This window comes from Flavobacterium sp. FlaQc-52 (assembly GCF_044007495.1).
Classification (GTDB): Bacteria; Bacteroidota; Bacteroidia; order Flavobacteriales; family Flavobacteriaceae; genus Flavobacterium; species Flavobacterium cupriresistens.
Window position 1 is genome coordinate 544,155 of sequence record NZ_JBIPCV010000002.1, and the last position, 21,868, is coordinate 566,022.

Below are 21,868 nucleotides of genomic sequence, written 5' to 3' on the forward strand. Positions count from 1 at the left end.
AAAAACTAAATTGAAGAAAAGCGCTATGGTTTCATAGCGCTTTTTTTGTAAAACCTTTTCTCTGCGACAGAAAGTTCGTCATAAATACATACATTTGGTAATCAGTTATTTTAAATTATACGTATGACGCAATTAGAAGAACAAGCAACTCAGCAACTTTTCGAGAAAACCTTTATTACGGAAGAACAACACAACCAGATAAAAGAGTACCGTAGTTTGGGTATTTTTTCGTTGCATGCTGAATTAAAAGTATTTTTATATATATCAGTTTTGCTTTTTACATCCGGAATCGGAATCTTGATTTATAAAAATATTGATACTATTGGCCATATTGCGATTTTGACACTATTGTTGATTGCCATTGGTGTTTGTTTCTATTTTTGTTTTAAAAATTCAAAAGGATTCCAAAAATCCGAAACAAGTTTTGAAAACCCTGTTTTGGAATATTTGGTGCTCGCAGCCAATATACTGACGTGTATTTTTATTGGTTATTTGCAATTTCAATACAAACCTTTCGGTACCTATTATGGTTTGGCGACACTGGTTCCCACAATTGTAAGTTTCTTTTGTGCCTATTATTTTGATAATAGAAGTGTTCTGACTATTGCCATTACAGGTTTGGCAGCTTATGTAGGGTTTTCTGTAACGCCGCAGGATTTGCTTACAAGCGATTTTTATTCCCACCAAGGATTAAGTTATTCTGCCATAGTATTAGGAGGTTTATTGATTTTATGGACGATTTATAGCTCCAGAATTCAATTAAAAACACATTTTAATTTGATCTATCTAACTTTTGCTTTGCATATGATTAGTATCGCTTTAATCAGTAATCTATTAGATGTTTTTGATTGGATTTGGTTCATATTTGCCTTTGTGCTAGGCGCATCTTGTTTTTATTTTTATAAAGTAAGTCATGAGGTTAAAGCGATTTCATTGTTTGTTTTTACTATTATCTATGCTTATATCGGAATCAATATAGTATTGTTCCGTTTTTTAGAACATATTGATTTTTTGGAGATTTGGGAAATATTTGTTTTAGCTATCCCGGCCTATTTCATTGGTTCAATAGTCTTGTTCATTAAATTAATTAAAAACTTCAATAAAGAAATTGTGTTATGATTGTATTGGACAAAAATAAATTAGACAATTCGGCTTTAACAGAAGAGGCAGAGGCATTAAAAAATGCAGGTTTTATTGGTAAAGAACAGTTCAATTTTATAGAAAAAGAACTTCCTGTACTCAACGGTCACAAAAATATTCTGGTGCGCATTGGTTTCTTTTTATTGGGATCGTTTTTATATGCGTCGTTATGCGGAGCAGTTTCGCTTTTTGGACTTTCAGGTATAGACAGCTATTGGAAAGTTCTTCCGTTTGTTTTTGCTGCAATAGGTTTTGTAGGATCGGAACTTTTAGCCAAACAAGGCTATCATAATCACGGACTCGATGATGCCTTTATTTTAGGAACTCTTTTAAATACAGGTCTCGCAATTGGGGTTTTAAGTGAAGGGGAAAATGTACTATCGATTACAATTGCTGTTACTGTAGTCTCATTTATACTGTATTTACGTTATTTACATCTATTGTCGACATTGGTTTTTTACTTGGCATTAACAGTAACATTGGGATATGCAATATTTGAATTTCTGGAATTCGGACAGGCTATTTTACCCTTTTTTATGCTATTGTATGGTGCAGGAACGTATTATTTTTGCAGAAAATTGCTTAAAGATTTAAGTGAACCCTTTTATTACTCTGGACTTGTTTTAATAAAGAGTATCAGTTTGATTCTTTTTTATCTTTCAGGAAATTATATGGTGGTAAGGGAACTATCTGGAATGCTCTCAGGGATTTATTATGATGTAAGCCCCGAAATACCGTTAGCTTTTTTCTTTTGGATTTTTACATTCGCTGTTCCTGTTCTTTATTTGTTTTTCGCTTTAAAGAATAAAGACAGAATTATGCTGTGGATCAGTTTTATTGCCATTGCTTTTTCTTTTTACAGCTTTCGATTTTATCACTCGGTTTTACCAGTAGAGGTGGCGCTGACACTTGGAGGATTACTTTTATTCGCAATAGCATTTTTCTCCATAAAGAAATTAAAAACTAAAGAAACCGGATTGACTTTTAAACCGGATAGAATCTCCAACTCAAACGACTTTTTAAATGCAGAAGCCTTGATTATTGCTTCAACATTCGGAATGAAACCGGAAGTAAAACCAGCTGATTCTCCAATGGAGTTTGGAGGAGGTGGCTTTAGTGGCGGGGGATCTGAAGGGAGTTTTTGATTTTTGTGAAATGTTTTTTGTGAAACATGAAACGTGAAACGTGAAACATGAAACATGAAACATGAAACATGAAATATTTTCCAATAGATAATATAAAAAACAAAACCCTGAATTAGAGGAATTCAGGGTTTTGTTTTTGTCATTTCGAAGAATGAGAAATCACACTAGAAATTCACGCACAGTTTGCGGAATATTGGGTGTGATTTCTCGACTTCGCTCGAAATGACAATTCATAAGATCTTTTTAGCGTTTCACATTTTACAAGAAAACATTTCACATTTTACAAAAGAAGTCCTTACACTTTCGTTTTCAAAGCCTCAGCATCAATATCGCTGTGAGAAACATTGTAAACCGCTTTTCCGTTTTTAATCAATAGCAATTGAGGAGATTCATGGTGTACATTAAATTTGTTGGCGATTTCATTAGATATATCACGATGTTCGATTAAATCCAGGAAAAAGGCATCAACCGTTTCGTTTAAATCGTATTCTTTTTCAAATTGTTTTAAAGCCATTCTACTGATGCTGCATCTCGTACTGTGCTTAAAAATTACGATAGGCTTAACATTTGAAATGTTAGCAATATCATCCAACTGTGTTAAATTTGTAAGAGGAATCCAGTTTATATTGCTTTTTTGTGAATCCGAATGGTCAGAATTTCCGAAGATAGAATTTAAAAAACCCATGTTTTGACTGTTTTTATGACTTTTTGACATTTAATTCAAGTGAAACCTTGATTTTTAATGACTTTTTGTCGGTGTTTTTATTGTGGAATATAATTTGAATATTGAATTGCAAAGTTACTTATTACAAATATAAATCAATCATAAATCATACAAATATGAACATAAATAAGTTTACGACTAAATCTCAGGAAGCCATTCAGTTGTCGCAACAGCTGGCTCAAAGATACGGTCAACAACAAATAGAAAACGAACACATCTTTAAGGCTATTTTTGAAGTAGATGAAAATGTGGCGCCTTTTATATTGAAAAAACTCAATGTAAATGTGCCTTTGTTTTTGCAAATTTTAGATTCAACATTACAAAGTTTTCCAAAAGTTTCGGGAGGCGATATTATGCTTTCACGAGACGCAAATAAAGCATTGAATGAAGCAGAAATTATCGCACAAAAAATGGACGATGAGTATGTTTCAATCGAGCATTTAATTCTGGCAATTTTTGATTCAAAAAGCAAAGTAGCGCAGATTTTAAAAGATCAGGGTGTTACCGGAAAAGCTTTGAAAGCTACAATAGCGGAGCTTAGAAAAGGTGAAAGAGTAACTTCGGCCTCTGCTGAAGAGACCTATAATTCATTAAATAAATACGCTAAAAACCTGAATGAGTTAGCGCGTACCGGAAAATTGGATCCTGTTATCGGGCGTGACGAAGAAATCCGACGTGTGTTGCAGATTTTAACCCGCAGAACTAAAAACAATCCTATGTTGGTGGGAGAACCGGGTGTTGGTAAAACAGCTATTGCCGAAGGTTTGGCGCATCGAATTGTAGATGGTGATGTGCCTGAAAATCTAAAAGATAAAGTTGTTTTCTCTTTAGATATGGGAGCATTGATCGCCGGAGCTAAGTACAAAGGAGAATTTGAGGAAAGACTAAAATCGGTAGTAAAAGAAGTGACAGCCGCAGAAGGTGATATCGTTTTGTTTATCGATGAAATTCACACACTTGTAGGTGCAGGTGGAGGTGAAGGTGCTATGGATGCGGCTAATATCTTAAAACCGGCTTTGGCCCGTGGAGAGTTAAGAGCGATCGGAGCCACAACTTTAGATGAGTATCAGAAATATTTTGAAAAAGACAAAGCGTTGGAACGTCGTTTCCAAAAGATTTTAATTGACGAACCGGATACAGAGAGTGCTATTTCGATTTTGCGTGGAATTAAAGAAAAATACGAAACGCATCATAAAGTTCAGATTAAAGATGAAGCTATTATTGCAGCGGTAGAACTATCACAACGTTATATCACAAATCGATTTTTACCGGATAAAGCCATTGATTTAATGGACGAGGCTGCGTCGAAATTGCGTATGGAAATCAATTCAAAACCAGAAGAATTAGATGTTTTGGATCGAAAAATTATGCAATTAGAAATTGAAATCGAAGCCATCAAGCGTGAAAAAGAAGAAAGTAAGCTCAAAATTTTAGGAATGGATCTGGCCAACTTAAAAGAAGAGCGAAATGAAATCTATACCAAATGGAAGTCTGAAAAAGATGTCGTTGACGGTGTTCAGGCTGTGAAATTGGAAATAGAAGATTTTAAACATGACGCGGAACGTGCAGAACGTGAAGGGGATTATGGAAAAGTAGCTGAAATTCGTTACGGAAAAATCAAAGAAGCTCAAGAGCGTCTGGACGTTTTACTAAAACAATTACAAGAATACCAATCCGGTAACTCCTTAATAAAAGAAGAGGTAACCCGTGAAGATATTGCTGAAGTTGTAGCAAAATGGACAGGAATTCCGGTAATGAAAATGCTTCAGACAGAAAGAGAAAAACTGTTGCATTTGGAGGATGAATTGCACAAACGCGTTGTAGGTCAGGAAGAAGCAATTGAAGCAGTAAGTGATGCTGTTCGCAGAAGCCGTGCCGGATTGCAGGATATGAAAAAACCGGTTGGTACATTTTTGTTCTTAGGGACAACGGGTGTTGGTAAGACGGAGTTGGCAAAAGCTTTGGCAGAATACCTTTTTGATGATGAAAATGCCATGACCCGTATTGATATGAGTGAATATCAGGAACGTCATAGCGTGAGTCGATTGGTTGGTGCGCCTCCAGGCTATGTTGGTTACGATGAAGGGGGACAATTAACAGAAGCTGTTCGAAGAAAACCTTATTCTGTAATTCTACTGGATGAGATCGAAAAAGCCCATCCGGATACGTTTAATATTTTATTGCAAGTTTTAGATGAAGGCCGTTTGACAGATAATAAAGGTCGTCTGGCTGATTTTAAAAATACAATTATCATCATGACCTCCAATATGGGAAGCCAGATTATTCAGGAGAAATTTGATAATCTGAAAGGGGGTATTGAAGCTGCAACTGAAGCTGCAAAAGTGGAAGTTTTGGCTTTATTGAAACAAACCGTTCGTCCTGAATTTATAAATCGTATTGATGAAATCGTGTTGTTTACGCCTTTAACTATCGAAAATATTTCGAGAATTGTAAGCTTGCAACTTAAGAGTGTTACCAAAATGCTGGCGTTACAAGGCATCACTATGGATGCTACGCCGGAAGCGATTGCTTATCTGTCAGACAAAGGGTATGATACACAATTTGGAGCAAGACCGGTAAAACGAGTTATTCAGAGAGAAGTGTTAAATCAATTGTCGAAAGAAATTCTGGCAAACAATATAACAACCGATAGTATCATTTTGATTGATGCTTTCGATGGAAAATTGGTTTTTAGAAACCAAACGCATAAAGTCGATTAATTCTTTCTAGTTAATTATTAATTGGGAAGACACCAGTCGCAAGGCTGGTGTTTTTTGTTTAAATAAATTGGAGAAACCGTAAATAATGAAACTTTATTGTAGGGTAGTATAACAGAATGTATTGTTTAATTTCTGAAATTTACTAAGAACATAAAACAATAAGATCATGAACAATATATTCAGAGGGTTAATTGCGGGTTATGGAGCTAAAAAATTAGGATGCGGGTGTTTTAGCACGGTATTTATTTTCATCATTCTATGGTTGCTTCTAGGGCAATGCAGTTAATTTTTTAGCAAAAGATTCGATAAAAAAGTAGTAGATTCGCAGAGGTAAAAAAACAAATAACGTAGCTTCTATCAGGTTTTGTAAACCAATGGATTACGTAATTCTTAAAATAAATAAATTAATAAATGGCATCAGGTTTTTTCGTACTATTAGATGATATCGCAGCAATCATGGATGATGTTGCAGTAATGAGCAAGGTTGCAGCAAAAAAAACAGCAGGTATTTTGGGGGATGATTTAGCAGTTAATGCTGAAAAAGCTTCAGGGTTTGCCTCTTCAAGAGAACTTCCTGTTTTATGGGCAATCAGTAAAGGATCACTACTTAATAAAATTATTATTTTGCCAATCGCATTCTTGTTGAGTGCTTTTTTTCCTATTGCCATTATTGTGATTTTAGTACTTGGAGGACTTTTCCTGGCATACGAAGGTGCTGAGAAAATATACGAGTTCTTTTTTCCTCACCAACACGCTTCGGAAGGAATCACAGAAGAAACCTTTACAGAAGAGGAAATTTTAGCACTTGAAAAAGACAAAATAAAGTCCGCTATTGTAACCGATTTTATTCTTTCGGTAGAGATTGTAATCATTGCATTGGGAACTGTAATTGGTCAGCCGATTTCATCACAGATTGCAGTAGTTTCAATAATTGCATTGATTGCTACTATTGGTGTTTATGGTATCGTTGCTATAATTGTCAGAATGGATGAAGTAGGTTTTAAAATGATCCAACACAGTAAAAAAGAAAAAAGCATATTAAAAACGATCGGTAATTTATTGGTTCAGGCACTTCCAAAAGTGATTAAGGCTTTAACTGTGATCGGAACAATTGCTTTGATTCTGGTAGCTGGAGGTTTGTTTGTTCACAATATTGAGTTTTTCCATCATTTACTACCTCAATTTCCTTCAATTTTGAAAGAGTTTATCGTAGGACTTGTCGTTGGATTTATAGTTTTAGCGATTGTGAATCTTCTGAAAAAACTTTTTGGAAAGAAAGCGCATTAATAGAAACATTGTATTTTTTCAAATAAATAGAACATCAGTTGCAAAGCTGGTGTTTTTTTTATGTTTTTATTTTGAAGTTAATCCCTTTGCTTATAGGTGTTTGGTGTTTTGTTTTAATATTTTAACATTTAATCTAAGCAACCTTATTATTTATTCGCCCTCTTCATATTAAAATAACAAATAAATATTTTATATGAAAAATTTTAGATTTAAATCAGGTTTAGTAGCTTTGTTCTTGTTAATTGGATTGTCTTCATGTAGTAGTGATGATGATAAGAAAGAAGCAACACCAGATCCGGTAGTTGTTGTAACTAAAAATGCTTTTGCAACTAAATTAGAAGGTCCGGCAACTGGAAAAGTGAATGCAGAACTTAGCTATGATGTAACATTTATGCCAGAGACTGCTTGTGGAGAATTTAATAAATTTACAGAAGCTACAATTGGTACCGACAAAGGGTTACAGGTTGAAGTAAAATATGCATCTCCTGTGTGTGTACAAATAGTTCCGGATGCTAAGAAGGCGGTCTATAAATTTAAATCTGCTGCAAAAGGAACTTTTAAAATTAAATTCAAAAAATCAGAAACTGAATTTATTGTGCATGAAGTGGTAATTGATTAATACGCTTTTGGTAATTAGTAAAAATAGCTTGCCCTTAAATTTCATTCATTTAAACATCAATCTTAGGATTGGTGTTTTTTTTTTGTTTTAGAAGTAATGAAGTACGAAAAAGAGAATCAAATCCAAAAGTTGTAGAATAGTAGAAAATTAGATGTAAAAATTTAGTCTGTTAAAAAAAATATACGCCACGTTTGTCCTTTCGACGAAGGAGAAATCTTCGCAAGAAACTCCGTAAAAATGAGCTCAGCAAACAAAGATTTCTATTTCGTCGAAATTTTAATTTTACAGATCAATTTCAATCAGATGAAATTCAGCCTGAATTTAGGAGGATTATAGTTCGTGACTATAAGATTCTCTATAAAGAAGAGGAGGGGATTGTTTATATTGTCAAAATTTTTTCAACAAAACAAAATCCAAGTAAACAATTGTAAAAGGAGTTTCTATGGGCGTACTGTGTGGACACAAGTATAAAAATAACACGAATTTTACAAATTTGCTCAAATTTTAATAAGATAACCTAGGTTTGTGAAATTAATTTCGCAAACAAATTAGTGACAATTCGTGAAATTCGTGTTCAAGTTTATTATATAGTTGTGTCCAAAGGGCAGTCCTATAAGCTCTTTTTTTATAGTAGTTACTAATTGAGATCTGTTTGCCATTCCTTCAAAAATTACTATTTTTGCACTCTAAATTTTATGTCATGCCGAAAAGAAAATATAAAATAGCCGTTATTCAGTTAAACCTGAACGATGTTGCCGAGAATAACCTTAAAAAATGTATTAGCTGGGTAAAAGACGCAGCTACTAAAGGTGCTGAAGTTATACTACTGCCTGAATTATATAGCAGTCATTATTTTTGCCAAAGCGAAGATGTTGATAATTTTGCATTAGCAGAACCGCTTTATAGTACTTCATTTATTGCTTTTAGCGAATTAGCGAAAGAGTTGGGAGTTGTTATTATTGTTCCTTTCTTCGAAAAAAGAATGGCAGGAATCTATCATAACAGCGCTTATATTATTGATACTGATGGAACAGAAGCTGGTTTGTATCGTAAAATGCACATTCCGGATGATCCTCATTTTTATGAGAAATTCTATTTTACTCCGGGAGATTTAGGTTTTCAGGCTATTCAAACTAAAAAAGGAAAAGTCGGAACACTGATTTGTTGGGATCAATGGTATCCGGAAGCAGCTCGTATTACAGCTTTGAAAGGGGCAGAAGTATTGTTTTACCCAACAGCAATCGGTTGGCATCCAAAAGAAAAAGAGCAATACGGAGAGAATCAATATGGGGCGTGGATGAACGTAATGAAAGGTCATGCTGTTGCAAACGGCGTTTTCGTTGCTGCCGCAAACAGAATTGGTTTAGAGCAATATATCGATGGTACTGACGGAATCCAATTTTGGGGAGCTTCTTTTATAGCGGGACCTCAGGGAGAAATTTTGGCTCAGGCATCACACGATCAGGAAGAAATTCTAATTGCCGAAGTTGATTTGGATTTACAGGAAAATGTACGTCAGAACTGGCCATTTTTCAGAGACAGAAGAATTGATGCTTTTGGAGATATTACAAAAAGAGCAATTGATTAATTCAATTTTTTAGATAAAAAGAAGCCGTTTCAAATAATTTTGAAACGGCTTTCTTTTTTATTGAATTATTGTGTTTACTTCAAACTTGGCTGGAAAATTTTAATAGTTCCATCACCTTCGCTGCTTACTACAACTAAACTTCTTTTTGTTGGACTTTTTGACGCCGGAATAAAAAGAATTCCTTCAGGAGCATCACCCGTTTTTACAGTCTGCAAATATTGTGGTGAAGTCGGATTGGTTACATCATACGTCATAAAGGCATCTGATCTTTCTAATCCTACAAAAAGTATGTTTTGAGTACCTATTTTAGCCACTACCACTGCTTCCGGTTCTGAACCTTTATCGTCACTACGTTTGTCATCATAAGTACCTAGTTCGTTGGTTTTTTTATCCACATCATTTTTGCTGTCATAAACAATTTTTCCGGTATTTCCGTTCCAGATCGAGAAAGAACGCGCACCAAAACTAACCATTTCGTCCAAGTCACCATCACCGTCCGTATCGCCCATGTCAGCTACAAGATTTAGTCTTCCTAAATTGGTTTCCAGTTTTAAAGTAGCAGCATCAGGAAAAACGGTTGCGTCCAGTTTCATGTCTTTCATTCTTTTGATGTCGCTGTACGCTGCATATTCTCTGGCATCACCTTCATTAGCAGTAACAAAATAAGGTACATTGTTTGAAGAGAAATGGCTAATAGCATCCGGCATAAACATTCCCTTTACTTTCCAAGGATTAAAAGCAATTTTATCATCTTTATCACTTACATCAATTGCATTTTCGGCTGTATTGTAATTTTTCAAACCTAAAGGATAAATTGCAGTAATGGTTTTAGAGGTTAAATCCACTTTTGCAACACCGTTGTTTTCTTGAAGCGTTACCCAAGCCGTTTTAGAATCATCAGAAATGGTTACATATTCAGGTTCAATATCTTGTGCGAAAGATTTAGCGAAGGTTGAAATTCTGAAACCGTCCTTTTTCAAGGCTGCGGCCTGACTGCTAAACGAACTGAAATCTAAAGTAGTAACCGCATAATTGTTTGTTACTTCGATAATCGAAATCGTTCCGTTTGGATCTTGAGAATAATCTGTATTGGGTTCCCCTTCATTAGCGGTCATTATATATTTTCCATCCGGAGAAAACGTAATCATATCCGGTAAAGCACCAACGGTAACTTGTTTAATCAGGCTGTAGTCGGCTGTATTAAAGATAACCACTTTTCCATTTCCTTGTTTGTTGATTGTAGATTCTAAAGCAACAGCTAATTTTCCGTCAAAAACAGCAACACTGTTGGAGGCACCTTGATAAGGAGTTAAGTCAATTTTGCCAATTTTGGTTGGTTTTGTAGGGTCTGATATGTCAATTACATCAATTTGATTCGTTCCGCTATTGTTAACTGTAAAAAGTCTTTTTGTTTTTTCATCATAAGCCGAAATTTCTGCTGCACCTTCACCACCTATAGTAATGCTTCCGATTTCTTTGAAGGTCCCGGGATCTTCGTTTACAACAGCTTCGGGTTTTTCATTGTTTGAGTTTTCGTCATTATTACAGCTTGCCATTAGAAACAAAGCGGTTAATAAAGAGATACTTAGTTTTTTCATTGTGTTTGTTTTTAGTTTTTTCAAATGTAAATAGCAGAAGCTGGCTTTGTATTAAGGCTGTATTATTTAATCTTTAACTTAATTTTAGGAATTGTTTTGGACTGATTTTGATTTGATTTTCGCTCAGTTGTTTTATAATCCTTATGAATCATTATCTTTGTACTCTTTCAAATTTAGAAATGCTTTATGTCAACAAATAATAGAAGATTCCCAGCAGAATGGGAAAAACAACAGGGAATTGTATTGTGTTTTCCGCATAATGGCAATGACTGGCCAGGGAAATACGAAGCCATTCAATGGGCTTTTGTAGAATTTATAAAAAAAGTAGCCACTTTTGAAACTGTTTTTTTGGTTGTAGCCGATGAAAAGTTAAAAGAGAAAGTAGCCGGAATGTTAGAAGACGCAAGAGTGAATATGGGTAATATTTCTTTTATCATTCATAAAACCAATAGAAGCTGGATGCGCGATTCAGGGCCGATTATTGTAAAAAACGGTTCAAAAAGAGAAGCGCTGAATTTTAATTTTAATGGTTGGGCAAAATATAAAAATCATCAGTTAGATAAACATGTTCCTTCTAAAATAGCTGATTTTATTGAGGTGCCGGTAACTCAGGTTATTTATAAAGGTAAACCGGTAATTGTAGAAGGTGGTGCCATTGATGTAAATGGAAGAGGAACTTTATTGACTTCTGAGGAATGTTTGATGCACCAGTCAATTCAGGTTAGAAATCCCGGATTTACCAAAGAAGATTATGAAGCTGTTTTTAAAGAATATCTCGGAGTTACCAACGTAATCTGGTTAGGAGACGGAATAGAAGGGGATGATACGCACGGGCACATTGATGATTTATGTCGATTTGTAAATGAAGATACAATTGTTACTATTGTTGAAACCGATAAAACCGATTCTAATTACAATGCATTGCAGGATAATTTAAAACGTTTGCAAAATGCGAAGTTAGAAAACGGAAAATCTCCAGTAATTGTAGCTTTGCCAATGCCAAAACGTGTTGATTTTGGGGATTTAAGATTACCGGCGAGTTATGCTAATTTCTTGATTTTGAATAATTGTGTCTTGGTTCCAACTTTTAATGATAGTAACGATCGTGTGGCTTTGAATATTCTATCGGAGTGTTTCCCTGATCGTGAAGTGATCGGAATTAGCTGTATCGATTTTATTTGGGGATTTGGAACGCTGCACTGTTTAAGTCAGCAGATTCCGGCTTAAATAAGTCTTTTAAAATAGAGTGCCGTAAGTTGGCATTTGATAAAAGTATCCGTACACAGCTGTACGGATATTTTTTTTGCTTTTATTTATTTAGATGGATAAGTAATTACCAGGTATGATGTAGTTGTATTTGTAAGATATTGAATTTCAGTGCTGTATTGATTTGCGAAAAATGTTTTTGCTAATAGATTTGTTTTAACTTTGAAGTTAAATTCTAAAGACAATTATTGCATTGCTATTGTTTTTAGAACAAAAAAAAGTCCCTAATCTAAATATACTTAAAGATGAAAAAAATAGTATTTTTCTTTTTTGTTCTTATTTCTTGTGGCGTTTTTTCGCAGCAACACGATCATGGTGCGCAAGACGAGCCTTCAACACACGGCATGGCTATCTTTGGAAGAAATAAAATTTATGCGTACCATTTACCAATGTTTCGATCTCCGCATGATTATCAGATTGTTCTAGAATTGGTTTTTGATGAAAGAATTCGGCAGCAATTTATAAGGGATCAGCAACAACATCCTGAACATACTACCTATACAATTGAACCGGAAAAGTTTATTCTACCGGACATGATTGCAAATCCCCGTCTGTTTAGAGCAAGTATTTACAGAGGGCATTTTGAACGCGGAGGCATTAAAATTGCCGAATCGGTTGCGGTAAGAATTCAGGAGGTTGTTTATTTTAAGAAGTTGAGTCCAAATACGATTAAGCCAAAAACTACAGATTTTATTTTGTTTGGTAATAATAGGGAGCAGTTTGCCGTTCATAGTATTGCGAAAGCTCCGGATTTCGATCAAATTCTGCAAATAAAAACAGGAGAACGGTTAGATACGTATAAAATTTTCACTTTTGATGAAACGGTTAATGCGCCTATTGGTGTTAGCGGAAACACGATTGAAGTTAATTTTGATGGTAGAAAACTTAAAGTTGATTTGTTAAGGCAGCTTTATTTGGAGTTTGAGGATTTAAAAAACTGATAATGTTTATTTACAGCTCACATTAAAATCGATGAAAATAGAGAATATACAAAAGGTACTTACTTTTTTAGAAGACAATTATCATCGGCAAATCGAACCGGAAGAATTAGAAGCAGTTTCGAATTATTCTTATAGAAACATACAGCGTATTTTTAGTGCGATACTATTGGAAACAATAGGTAATTTTTGTACCCGGTTAAAGCTGGAAAACGCTTATAAACAGTTGATTTATACCAATAATACCATTGTAGCTATTGCGTATGATGTTGGGTATAGCAACAATCAGTCTTTTACGAAAGCATTTAAAAATAAATTTGAAATTACGCCTTTGCAAGCCCGCCAGAACAGAAAACCTCTTTTTGAGGAATATATAAAAGGGAAAGAAAATGACCTTTCGTTTATTGATTTTGAATACGAGTACAAAGAAAAAATACAAGTTTATTCTAAAACGCTTATCAGTAATAATTACAATAATGTAGTGATAAATGAGCTTTGGGATGCGATTATTGAAGAGAATAAAACGATCCCACCTTACAATTGTTTTGGCGTGATTGTGGACCAGCCTATAATTTCGGATAAAGAGAAATCAAGGTATGAGGTCTGTATCAGCGCCTGTGTTAATTCAAAATTATACCTTTCGAAGGCTATTTTTGGAGGCTGGTATGCGAAGTATATTCATCTTGGTGATTTTGATAAAATTGAAGAAACCTACCGAAAAATATATTATCGATGGCTTTATGAGAGTGACTATGAATTGGGAACTTCTCCTATTATAGAACAATACATTGATGATGAAAAATCGACAGACCAACTAACAACAGCAATATACGTTCCCGTAAAACGAAAGTTGTCAAAATAAGACAATCTTGATACTCAGACATATTCTAGTTTTGCCTATCTAAAAAAATATACATCATGATTAAATTTCAATTCTTAATTTTATTTACTTCGATGGCTGCTCCAATTTTTAATTCTTGTGCCGGCGACGAAGGTACTGCAGAGGTAATCGGTAAACCTGATCCTACACAAATAGTGTATAAAATGCCGGAAGAATCAGAACCACATGAAGGGACGTGGTTGCAATGGCCACATCAATACCAACACGGTGTTACCTACAGAAGCGAACTGGACGAAACTTGGGTAGCAATGACAAAAGCGCTACAATCTACCGAAAAAGTGCATATCATTGCTTACAATACTGCTGAACAAACGAGAATTACCAATTTATTAAAAGCAGCAAACGTTTCTTTAACTAATGTTGATTTTAAAATTCATCGTACAGACGATGTTTGGGTTAGAGATAACGGACCAATTTACGTACGTGACGCTCAGGGAAAACTAGTGATTGAAGACTGGGGGTTTAATGGTTGGGGAGGCAAATACGATTCAGCGAATTGTGATGCAATACCAAGCGCTATCGGAGCTGACACCGGAGTAACCGTATTGAACTTAAATAATGTAATGGTAAACGAAGGTGGTTCAGTAGAATTAGACGGTCATGGAGTATTAATGGCAACTAAAAGTTCTATAATCAGTCAAAAAGCTAGAAATTCGGTTAGAAATAAAGGAATGAGTCAAGCTCAGGCAGAATCAAATTTCACGAAATACCTTGGAGCTACAAAATTCATTTGGCTTGAAGGAGGTTTTAGCGAAGAGGATGTTACAGATATGCATATCGATGGGATCATGAAATTTGCAGCTGGTAACAAAATGATCACAATGAGTAATTCTGATTTATCAGGTTGGGGACTTATAGATTCGGATATTGCGATTTTAAATGCAGCCTCAAACACTAAAAACGAAGTGTATACAAAAGTAATTTTGCCACTTACGCAGAAAAATGTAGTAACAAAAACAGGGAAAGCCCTTGGTTACAAAGGTAATTACATTAATTTTTATATTGCAAATGGAAAAGTTTTGGTTCCAAATTACAACGATCCAAATGATAGTGTTGCAAATAAAATTATTGCAGGTCTTTATCCGGGAAGAGAAGTTGTCGGTATAGATGTCAGGAACTTATATGCAAATGGTGGAATGGTACATTGTGTTACCCAACAGCAACCTAAACAATAGTATTATTAAATTTTAAAATGTAAAAAACTTGTTAGTGAAGACTAGCAAATTTTTTTATGTCTTCAAATTAATAGAATTCATTTTGCAGTGTGGTTAATCTCTCGCAAAGTCGCAAAGACGCAAAGTTTTTTAAGGTTTTTTCACGCAGATTTTGCAGATTTTTATTCCTTGCTTTCCGCGAAAATCAGCTAAATCCGCAAAATCTGCGTGCTATTTTATTTAAGTATATCCAGAAGACTAACAAGTTTTTTTTATCGTCAAATTAATATAATTCATTTCGCAGCGTGATTGATTTCTCGCAAAGTCGCAGAATCGCAAAGTTTTAAGATTTTTTTTCACGCAGATTTCACAGATTTTTGATCATTGCTTTCCGCGAAAACCCGTTAAATCCGCAAAATCTGCGTGCTATTTTATTAAAGCATATCCAGTACTTTCAACAAAACACAAATCGGCTTCGATTCAACCTTGCTTAGGTGTTTTTCGTTATTTTGTAGGGTATAGAGCTTAACGTAATAAAGTAAAAACTTTGCGACTCTGCGACTTTGCGAGAGAAACAACGTAAACAAAAAAAAACTTGTTAGTGAAATACTAACAAGTTTTTTTATATTATTCAGGCAATTCATTTGCTCTTCATTGTCTCACAAAAGGAGGTAATAATTGGCTAGCAACTTCACCAAAACCAATACGAACTTCATTAGTCTCGCAGAAACCTCTGATGATTACGGTATCATTATCTTCGATAAATTTACGTTCGCTTCCGTCCTTTAATTTTAATGGATTTTTTCCTCCCCAGGTTAGTTCTAACATCGAACCAAAGCTGTCCGGTGTTGGTCCTGAAATAGTTCCTGAACCCATCATATCGCCAGAATTTACACGACATCCATTAGAAGTATGGTGTGCTAATTGCTGACACATTGACCAGTATAAATATTTGAAATTTGATTTAGAAACAACCGTTTCTTCCTGATCTAAAGGCTGAATAGAAACTTCTAAATGAATATCGAAAGCTTTTTTTCCTTTCGTTTGTAAATAAGGAAGCGGAGCTGGATCTTGTTTAGGTCCTTTTGTTCTAAAAGGCTCTAATGCATCCATAGTTACAATCCAAGGCGATATAGAAGTCGCGAAGTTTTTTGCAAGGAAGGGTCCAAGTGGCACATATTCCCATTTCTGAATATCACGTGCACTCCAGTCGTTTAGTAAAACCATTCCGAAAATATAATCTTCGGCTTCGTAAGTTGGGATATTTTCGCCCATTACGTTTACGTCTGTAGTAATAAAAGCAGTTTCCAATTCAAAATCAACTAATCGGGAAGCACCAAAAACGGGTGTTTTTTCTCCATTAGGTAATGTTTGTCCCATTGGTCTGTGAACCGGAATTCCAGACGGAACAATCGTAGAACTTCTTCCATGATAGCCTACCGGAATGTGTAACCAGTTTGGTAACAAAGCATTTTCAGGATCACGGAACATTTTTCCTACGTTTGTAGCGTGTTCTTTACTAGAGTAAAAATCTGTATAATCACCAATTAAAACCGGTAATTGCATTTCAACATCGTCGATCTTGAAAATAACGATATCACGATCTTTTGTCGAATCTCTAAGTTGTGGGTTGGTTGCATCAAAAATATCTGCGATGCGGTTGCGGACCAGGCGCCATGTTTTTTTTCCGTCAGAAATAAAATCATTAAGCGTGTCCTGCATAAACATATCATCAGTTAAATCTATTCCGGAGAAATAGTTTAATTGTTGTAAAGCTCCTAGATCTATAGCGTAATCGCCAATTCTGGTTCCTACTGTAACGACATTTTCTTTGGTAAGAAATACACCGAAAGGAATATTCTGAATAGGGAAGTCGCTATTTTCAGGCACTTCTAACCATGATTTTCTTTTGGTATCGTTGGCGGTTATCGGCATGTGAATGTTAATTATTTGTTGAAAAATTACTTGTCAAATATATCATAATCTAACTGTATGACAAACGTTTTTTTGTATTTTTGCATCAAATTAACGAAAAACGAAAAAATGCAACGCGACGAACAAATTTTTGACCTTATACTAGAGGAACAGGACAGACAAATTCACGGATTAGAACTTATTGCTTCAGAGAACTTTGTAAGTGATGAAGTAATTGAAGCAGCCGGGTCTGTTTTAACGAATAAATATGCTGAGGGATACCCTGGCAAAAGATACTACGGAGGATGTGAAGTAGTAGACGTAATCGAGCAAATTGCTATTGACAGAGCCAAAGAATTATTTGGTGCTGAATATGCAAACGTACAACCTCACTCAGGTTCTCAAGCAAATACAGCAGTTTACCATGCTTGTTTGAATCCTGGAGACAAGATTTTAGGTTTCGATTTGTCACACGGTGGTCACTTGACTCACGGTTCACCAGTAAACTTTTCAGGACGTTTGTACCGTCCGGTTTTTTATGGTGTAGATGCTGAAACAGGTCGTTTAGATTACGATAAAATTCAGGAAATTGCTACTAAAGAGCAACCAAAATTAATCATTGCAGGAGCTTCGGCTTACTCTCGTGATATGGATTTTGCACGTTTCAGACAAATCGCAGATAGTGTAGGAGCAATCTTATTTGCTGATATTTCTCACCCTGCAGGTCTTATTGCAAAAGGATTATTAAACGATCCAATTCCACATTGTCATATTGTTTCTACAACAACACATAAAACATTACGTGGACCTCGTGGAGGTTTGATCTTAATGGGGAAAGATTTTGAAAACCCACAAGGTTTAAAAACTCCAAAAGGAGAAATCAGAATGATGTCTTCATTAATAGATTTAGCTGTTTTCCCAGGAAATCAAGGTGGTCCATTAATGCATATTATTGCTGCTAAAGCTGTTGCTTTTGGTGAAGCTTTAAAAGATGAATTCTTTACTTACGCTATGCAATTGCAAAAAAATGCAAACGCTATGGCGGATGCTTTTGTGAAAAGAGGATATAACATTATTTCTGGAGGAACGGACAACCATATGATGTTAATTGACTTAAGAAACAAAAACATTTCAGGAAAAGAAGCTGAAAACGCATTAGTAAAAGCAGAAATTACAGTAAATAAAAACATGGTTCCTTTTGATGACAAATCACCATTTGTAACTTCAGGAATTCGTGTTGGAACAGCTGCAATCACAACTCGTGGTTTAGTTGAAGCAGATATGGAAACGATCGTAGCTTTAATTGACAGAGTACTTGTGGATCACACTAACGAAGCAGTGATCGAAGAAGTAGCAAATGAAGTAAATGAAATGATGAGCGAAAGACCGATTTTCGTTTACTAAGAAATAAGTTTCAAGTTTAAAATTTCAAGTTTAAAGTTTTGTGTTGGTTTAAAACAGCACAAAGCTTTAAACTTTTTTTAGTTTTTATTTCAATTAAAACAGTAAACAAAGAAACCTGAAACAAAAGAAAACCTGAAACAAAAAAAGAATATGGGTGTATTAAGATTACAACTGCCAACTGACCCGAGATGGGTTAATATAGTAGAGAAAAACATCGAGGAAATCCTGACAGATCACGCTTGGTGCGAACAAAAAGCGGCTACAAATGCCATAACGATTATCACAAATAATTCTGAGCATCAGGATTTAGTGAAAGATTTATTGGCTTTAGCGAAAGAAGAAATCGATCACTTTGAGCAGGTGCATAATATCATCATCAAAAGAGGTCTTAAATTAGGACGCGAGCGCAAAGACGATTATGTAAATGAATTGTATTTGTACATGAAGAAAAGCGGTGATGGCAGCAGAGTTTCCGGTTTAGTGGAGAGATTATTGTTTTCAGCAATGATTGAAGCCAGAAGTTGCGAGCGTTTTAAAGTTTTATCTGAAAACATTCAAGACGAAGAGCTGGCTGTTTTTTACAGAGAATTAATGGAAAGTGAAGCCGGTCATTACACTACATTCATCACCTATGCCCGAAAATACGGAGTAGGAATCGATGTTGAAAAACGTTGGAGAGAATGGTTGGCCTTCGAAGAGTCAATTATTTCAAATTACGGAAAAGGGGAGACTATCCACGGGTAGTTTTTTTTAGTTTACAGTTTCAGTTTACAGTCTCAGTTTACAACCTCAGTTTGTAGTTACAGTTTACAGTTCCAATTTTCCGTTCCAACAAAAATCTAAAATCTAAAATCTAAAATCTAAAATCTAAAATCTAAAATCTAAAATCTAAAATCTAAAATCTAAAATCCTTACATTTGAGAGTAACAGAAATTTAGCACCATGAGAATAGAAACTGATTTGAAATTGGGGTTTAAAGATGTGATGATCAGACCCAAAAGATCAACGTTAAAGAGCAGATCGGAAGTCTCTTTAGAACGAAATTTTAAATTTTTACACAGTAGTAGTACTTGGACAGGAATTCCGATTATGGCTGCCAATATGGATACGGTCGGAACTTTTGAAATGGCTGAAGTTTTGGCTAAAGAAAAAATGTTTACGGCAATTCATAAACATTATTCGCTTCAGGAATGGACTGATTTTTTAGAGAAAGTTACTCCCGATTTTTACAATTATATCGCTATAAGTACGGGAACGGGAAAAGAAGATTCTTTAAAAATCAGAGAGATTATAACGGCTAATCCACTACTGCGGTTTATTTGTATTGATGTTGCCAACGGGTATTCGGAACACTTTGTTCAGTTTTTAAAACAGACCCGAAAGGAGTATCCTGATAAAGTTATTATTGCCGGTAATGTGGTAACCGGTGAAATGGTGGAAGAACTGTTATTAGCCGGCGCAGATATTGTAAAAGTAGGCATAGGGGCAGGATCCGTTTGTACAACACGTGTAAAAACCGGTGTTGGGTATCCGCAACTATCGGCTATTATAGAATGTGCTGATGCTGCTCATGGTTTAGGCGGGCACATTATTAGCGATGGAGGCTGTAAAATACCGGGAGATGTTGCCAAAGCTTTTGGCGCAGGTTCCGATTTTGTAATGTTAGGCGGTATGCTTGCCGGACATACAGAGAGTGGTGGAGAGCTTATCGAAATTAATGGTAAGGAATTCAGACAATTTTACGGAATGAGTTCGAAGACCGCCATGGATAAATACGTAGGTGGTGTTGCTGAATACAGAGCAAGTGAAGGAAAAACAGTTCAGGTTCCTTTTAAAGGAAAAGTTATAAATACAATTTTAGATATTTTAGGAGGAATACGAAGCACTTGTACTTATGTAGGCGCTTCAAGATTAAAAGAGCTTACCAAACGAACTACTTTTATTAGGGTAAGCGAACAGGAAAATCAAGTTTTTACGAATTAATTTAAAGCAGTATACTTAAATATGATTACAATTTCAGAAGCAGGCAGAAATGATATTAAAATAATTCAGGATATAACCTATAAAACATGGCCTATAACTTATGGTGAAATTTTGACTGAAGAACAACTAAAATATATGCTGGATTTGTTTTACTCGGACGAAGCTTTAACCGCTCAGTTGGATAAAAAAGAACAGTTGTTTTATTTGATTTCTGACGAAAATTCGGTTTTAGGATTTATAGGAATTGAGCACAATTATAAAAAAGAAGCTATCACAAAAATTCACAAAATATATCTTTTGCCGGAAACACAGGGCAAAGGAATTGGAAAATCAGTAATGGAAAGTATTGGAAATTTTGCTTTAGAGCATAATTCCGCTTCATTGTATTTAAATGTAAACCGATTTAATAAAGCTTTACATTTTTATGAGAAAACAGGTTTTAAAATCATCGATGAAGTTAATATCGAAATTGGAAACGGTTATTTAATGGAGGATTATGTGATGGAGAAACGATTGTAAATCGAAATCAAAGCAATGTGAGATAATCTTTTAATGGTTTGAATTTTGAGTTTAACTTTCTGTCAAAGTATTCATTTAATGACAGATCTAATTTTAGGAATCACTATCAGTATCGTTGCAGGCGTAATTTCATCTTACCTGTTTTTAATGTATTTTTTAAAAAGAAAAAGAGTAAAGATTGAAATATCACCTCATGTAAGTAAGGTAATATTTGAAGGAGAAGTAAATTATTTTTTCAAATTTGTCAATAAAACAAATTCAGAAATATTTGATATTAGAATTGAACCAACATTTTATAAACAAGTAGGAGGTGTTGGAGGCATGAATATTCAAGGAAAGGATATCGTTTTAAAGGATAATTTCATCTCCTATATTCCCTGTAAAAAGAAGTCTGATACAAATAGTTTACATGCCATGCGAGTCAGAACTAGTGAAGATATCGAATCAAATTGGAGTGATACGTCTTCTTATATTAGACTTACTGTAATTGCTAAACATTCACTGTCGGGTTTTACAAATATTTTTGTTCAGGACTTCTATTGTAAAGATGTTATTACAACGAAAAGGTTTAAATCGGGAGATGATTTAGGGGTTGCTTAATTATTTAACACTAATTGTTTGTCTACAAGGTAATTATTGCGTAAAATTGTATATCCAATTAACTTAAAAATTGTATGTCATGAAAAGAGATGTTATAGTAGGGTAATCCTAAAGAAAATATAGAAATCATAGCCAGTTTATACTGGCTTTTTTTATGGCAATAATTCAAAATAAGAGATTAAGTCCAAAAGCTGCGGAGAAGTAAAAATCTCGCAGAGTCGCAAAATCGCAAAGTTTTAATAAAAAAAATAGAAAAAAAACTTTGAGACTCCATGACATTTCGAGAAGCCCAAAGTGAGAAAGTGAAAAATAGAAAAGTAAAGTTTAAAAATAAGAAGAAGAAACTTTGCGGCTTTGCGTCTTTGCGA

Annotated in this window: 18 protein-coding genes; 15 read left to right on the forward strand and 3 right to left on the reverse strand. The window is 34.8% G+C overall.

Annotated features, from left to right (window positions below; translation table 11 throughout):
- The first annotated feature begins 123 nt into the window (after positions 1–123).
- Both ACHRV5_RS06095 and ACHRV5_RS06100 read left to right on the forward strand, forming a co-directional pair.
- Positions 124–1,119, forward strand: coding sequence for a DUF2157 domain-containing protein (locus ACHRV5_RS06095; protein WP_395426120.1), 996 nt, complete (start codon positions 124–126; stop codon positions 1,117–1,119).
- Positions 1,116–2,285, forward strand: coding sequence for a hypothetical protein (locus ACHRV5_RS06100; RefSeq protein ID WP_395426121.1), 1,170 nt, complete (start codon positions 1,116–1,118; stop codon positions 2,283–2,285). The genes ACHRV5_RS06095 and ACHRV5_RS06100 overlap by 4 nt, the downstream gene beginning before the upstream one ends.
- A 295-nt stretch (positions 2,286–2,580) precedes the next feature.
- Here the strand turns inward: ACHRV5_RS06100 and ytxJ are convergent, their stop codons facing one another.
- Positions 2,581–2,970, reverse strand: coding sequence for a bacillithiol system redox-active protein YtxJ (ytxJ, locus tag ACHRV5_RS06105; protein ID WP_395426122.1), 390 nt, complete (start codon positions 2,968–2,970; stop codon positions 2,581–2,583).
- A gap of 155 nt (positions 2,971–3,125) precedes the next feature.
- Here ytxJ and clpB point away from each other — a divergent pair, with 155 nt between their 5' ends.
- From clpB to ACHRV5_RS06125, 4 genes are all read left to right on the forward strand, one after another.
- A complete protein-coding gene (gene clpB, locus ACHRV5_RS06110) occupies positions 3,126–5,729 on the forward strand; it encodes an ATP-dependent chaperone ClpB (RefSeq protein ID WP_395426123.1) in 2,604 nt (867 codons plus the stop codon).
- 411 nt (positions 5,730–6,140) lie between these two features.
- Positions 6,141–7,016 (forward strand): DUF808 domain-containing protein, encoded by an 876-nt coding sequence (locus tag ACHRV5_RS06115; RefSeq protein ID WP_047776389.1) that lies wholly within the window; start codon positions 6,141–6,143, stop codon positions 7,014–7,016.
- A gap of 193 nt (positions 7,017–7,209) precedes the next feature.
- Complete coding sequence (locus tag ACHRV5_RS06120; RefSeq protein WP_395426124.1) at positions 7,210–7,635, forward strand: hypothetical protein; 426 nt, start codon at positions 7,210–7,212, stop codon at positions 7,633–7,635.
- Positions 7,636–8,335: 700 nt separating this feature from the next.
- Positions 8,336–9,223, forward strand: coding sequence for a carbon-nitrogen hydrolase (locus ACHRV5_RS06125; RefSeq protein ID WP_395426125.1), 888 nt, complete (start codon positions 8,336–8,338; stop codon positions 9,221–9,223).
- Positions 9,224–9,297: 74 nt separating this feature from the next.
- Here ACHRV5_RS06125 and ACHRV5_RS06130 read toward each other — a convergent pair whose 3' ends face one another.
- Positions 9,298–10,821, reverse strand: a complete 1,524-nt coding sequence (locus ACHRV5_RS06130; protein ID WP_395426126.1) for a choice-of-anchor I family protein — start codon at positions 10,819–10,821, stop codon at positions 9,298–9,300.
- A gap of 186 nt (positions 10,822–11,007) precedes the next feature.
- Between ACHRV5_RS06130 and ACHRV5_RS06135 the strand changes: the two genes are divergently transcribed.
- The 4 genes from ACHRV5_RS06135 to ACHRV5_RS06150 all read left to right on the forward strand — a co-directional run bounded on the left by ACHRV5_RS06135 (position 11,008) and on the right by ACHRV5_RS06150 (position 15,101).
- Positions 11,008–12,048, forward strand: a complete 1,041-nt coding sequence (locus tag ACHRV5_RS06135; protein ID WP_395426127.1) for an agmatine/peptidylarginine deiminase — start codon at positions 11,008–11,010, stop codon at positions 12,046–12,048.
- Positions 12,049–12,332: 284 nt separating this feature from the next.
- On the forward strand, positions 12,333–13,028 hold the full coding sequence (locus ACHRV5_RS06140; protein ID WP_395426128.1) for a hypothetical protein: 696 nt from the start codon (positions 12,333–12,335) through the stop codon (positions 13,026–13,028).
- Positions 13,029–13,059: 31 nt separating this feature from the next.
- On the forward strand, positions 13,060–13,887 hold the full coding sequence (locus tag ACHRV5_RS06145) for a GyrI-like domain-containing protein (protein ID WP_395426129.1): 828 nt from the start codon (positions 13,060–13,062) through the stop codon (positions 13,885–13,887).
- Between the two features lie 56 nt (positions 13,888–13,943).
- Positions 13,944–15,101 (forward strand): agmatine/peptidylarginine deiminase, encoded by a 1,158-nt coding sequence (locus ACHRV5_RS06150; RefSeq protein WP_395426130.1) that lies wholly within the window; start codon positions 13,944–13,946, stop codon positions 15,099–15,101.
- Positions 15,102–15,731: 630 nt separating this feature from the next.
- On the opposite strand, the gene fahA is transcribed toward ACHRV5_RS06150, so the two are convergent.
- On the reverse strand, positions 15,732–17,015 hold the full coding sequence (gene fahA, locus ACHRV5_RS06155) for a fumarylacetoacetase (protein ID WP_047776404.1): 1,284 nt from the start codon (positions 17,013–17,015) through the stop codon (positions 15,732–15,734).
- A 108-nt stretch (positions 17,016–17,123) separates the two neighbouring features.
- Between fahA and glyA the strand changes: the two genes are divergently transcribed.
- From glyA to ACHRV5_RS06180, 5 genes are all read left to right on the forward strand, one after another.
- On the forward strand, positions 17,124–18,398 hold the full coding sequence (glyA, locus tag ACHRV5_RS06160; RefSeq protein ID WP_047776584.1) for a serine hydroxymethyltransferase: 1,275 nt from the start codon (positions 17,124–17,126) through the stop codon (positions 18,396–18,398).
- 150 nt (positions 18,399–18,548) lie between these two features.
- Entirely contained in the window at positions 18,549–19,142 is a 594-nt protein-coding gene (locus ACHRV5_RS06165; RefSeq protein WP_395426131.1) for a tRNA-(ms[2]io[6]A)-hydroxylase, read from the forward strand.
- Positions 19,143–19,340: 198 nt separating this feature from the next.
- Complete coding sequence (locus ACHRV5_RS06170) at positions 19,341–20,381, forward strand: GMP reductase (RefSeq protein WP_395426132.1); 1,041 nt, start codon at positions 19,341–19,343, stop codon at positions 20,379–20,381.
- Positions 20,382–20,402: 21 nt separating this feature from the next.
- The gene (locus ACHRV5_RS06175; RefSeq protein ID WP_047776407.1) at positions 20,403–20,900 is read left to right on the forward strand and encodes a GNAT family N-acetyltransferase; all 498 of its coding nucleotides are present in this window, start codon (positions 20,403–20,405) and stop codon (positions 20,898–20,900) included.
- Positions 20,901–20,978: 78 nt separating this feature from the next.
- On the forward strand, positions 20,979–21,500 hold the full coding sequence (locus ACHRV5_RS06180; RefSeq protein ID WP_047776408.1) for a hypothetical protein: 522 nt from the start codon (positions 20,979–20,981) through the stop codon (positions 21,498–21,500).
- Positions 21,501–21,868 lie beyond the last annotated feature (368 nt).

What these genes read in the sequence shown, in the direction of transcription:
- ACHRV5_RS06095 (WP_395426120.1), top strand. Translation starts at nt 124, where the DNA reads ATGACGCAATTAGAAGAACAAGCAACTCAGCAACTTTTCGAGAAAACC.
- ACHRV5_RS06140 (WP_395426128.1), top strand. Translation starts at nt 12,333, where the DNA reads ATGAAAAAAATAGTATTTTTCTTTTTTGTTCTTATTTCTTGTGGCGTT.
- ACHRV5_RS06100 (WP_395426121.1), top strand. Translation starts at nt 1,116, where the DNA reads ATGATTGTATTGGACAAAAATAAATTAGACAATTCGGCTTTAACAGAA.
- ACHRV5_RS06180 (WP_047776408.1), top strand. Translation starts at nt 20,979, where the DNA reads ATGACAGATCTAATTTTAGGAATCACTATCAGTATCGTTGCAGGCGTA.
- ACHRV5_RS06115 (WP_047776389.1), top strand. Translation starts at nt 6,141, where the DNA reads ATGGCATCAGGTTTTTTCGTACTATTAGATGATATCGCAGCAATCATG.
- ACHRV5_RS06145 (WP_395426129.1), top strand. Translation starts at nt 13,060, where the DNA reads ATGAAAATAGAGAATATACAAAAGGTACTTACTTTTTTAGAAGACAAT.
- ACHRV5_RS06120 (WP_395426124.1), top strand. Translation starts at nt 7,210, where the DNA reads ATGAAAAATTTTAGATTTAAATCAGGTTTAGTAGCTTTGTTCTTGTTA.
- ACHRV5_RS06175 (WP_047776407.1), top strand. Translation starts at nt 20,403, where the DNA reads ATGATTACAATTTCAGAAGCAGGCAGAAATGATATTAAAATAATTCAG.
- ACHRV5_RS06170 (WP_395426132.1), top strand. Translation starts at nt 19,341, where the DNA reads ATGAGAATAGAAACTGATTTGAAATTGGGGTTTAAAGATGTGATGATC.
- ACHRV5_RS06165 (WP_395426131.1), top strand. Translation starts at nt 18,549, where the DNA reads ATGGGTGTATTAAGATTACAACTGCCAACTGACCCGAGATGGGTTAAT.
- glyA (WP_047776584.1), top strand. Translation starts at nt 17,124, where the DNA reads ATGCAACGCGACGAACAAATTTTTGACCTTATACTAGAGGAACAGGAC.
- ytxJ (WP_395426122.1), bottom strand. Translation starts at nt 2,970, where the DNA reads ATGGGTTTTTTAAATTCTATCTTCGGAAATTCTGACCATTCGGATTCA.
- fahA (WP_047776404.1), bottom strand. Translation starts at nt 17,015, where the DNA reads ATGCCGATAACCGCCAACGATACCAAAAGAAAATCATGGTTAGAAGTG.
- ACHRV5_RS06130 (WP_395426126.1), bottom strand. Translation starts at nt 10,821, where the DNA reads ATGAAAAAACTAAGTATCTCTTTATTAACCGCTTTGTTTCTAATGGCA.
- ACHRV5_RS06125 (WP_395426125.1), top strand. Translation starts at nt 8,336, where the DNA reads ATGCCGAAAAGAAAATATAAAATAGCCGTTATTCAGTTAAACCTGAAC.
- ACHRV5_RS06135 (WP_395426127.1), top strand. Translation starts at nt 11,008, where the DNA reads ATGTCAACAAATAATAGAAGATTCCCAGCAGAATGGGAAAAACAACAG.
- clpB (WP_395426123.1), top strand. Translation starts at nt 3,126, where the DNA reads ATGAACATAAATAAGTTTACGACTAAATCTCAGGAAGCCATTCAGTTG.
- ACHRV5_RS06150 (WP_395426130.1), top strand. Translation starts at nt 13,944, where the DNA reads ATGATTAAATTTCAATTCTTAATTTTATTTACTTCGATGGCTGCTCCA.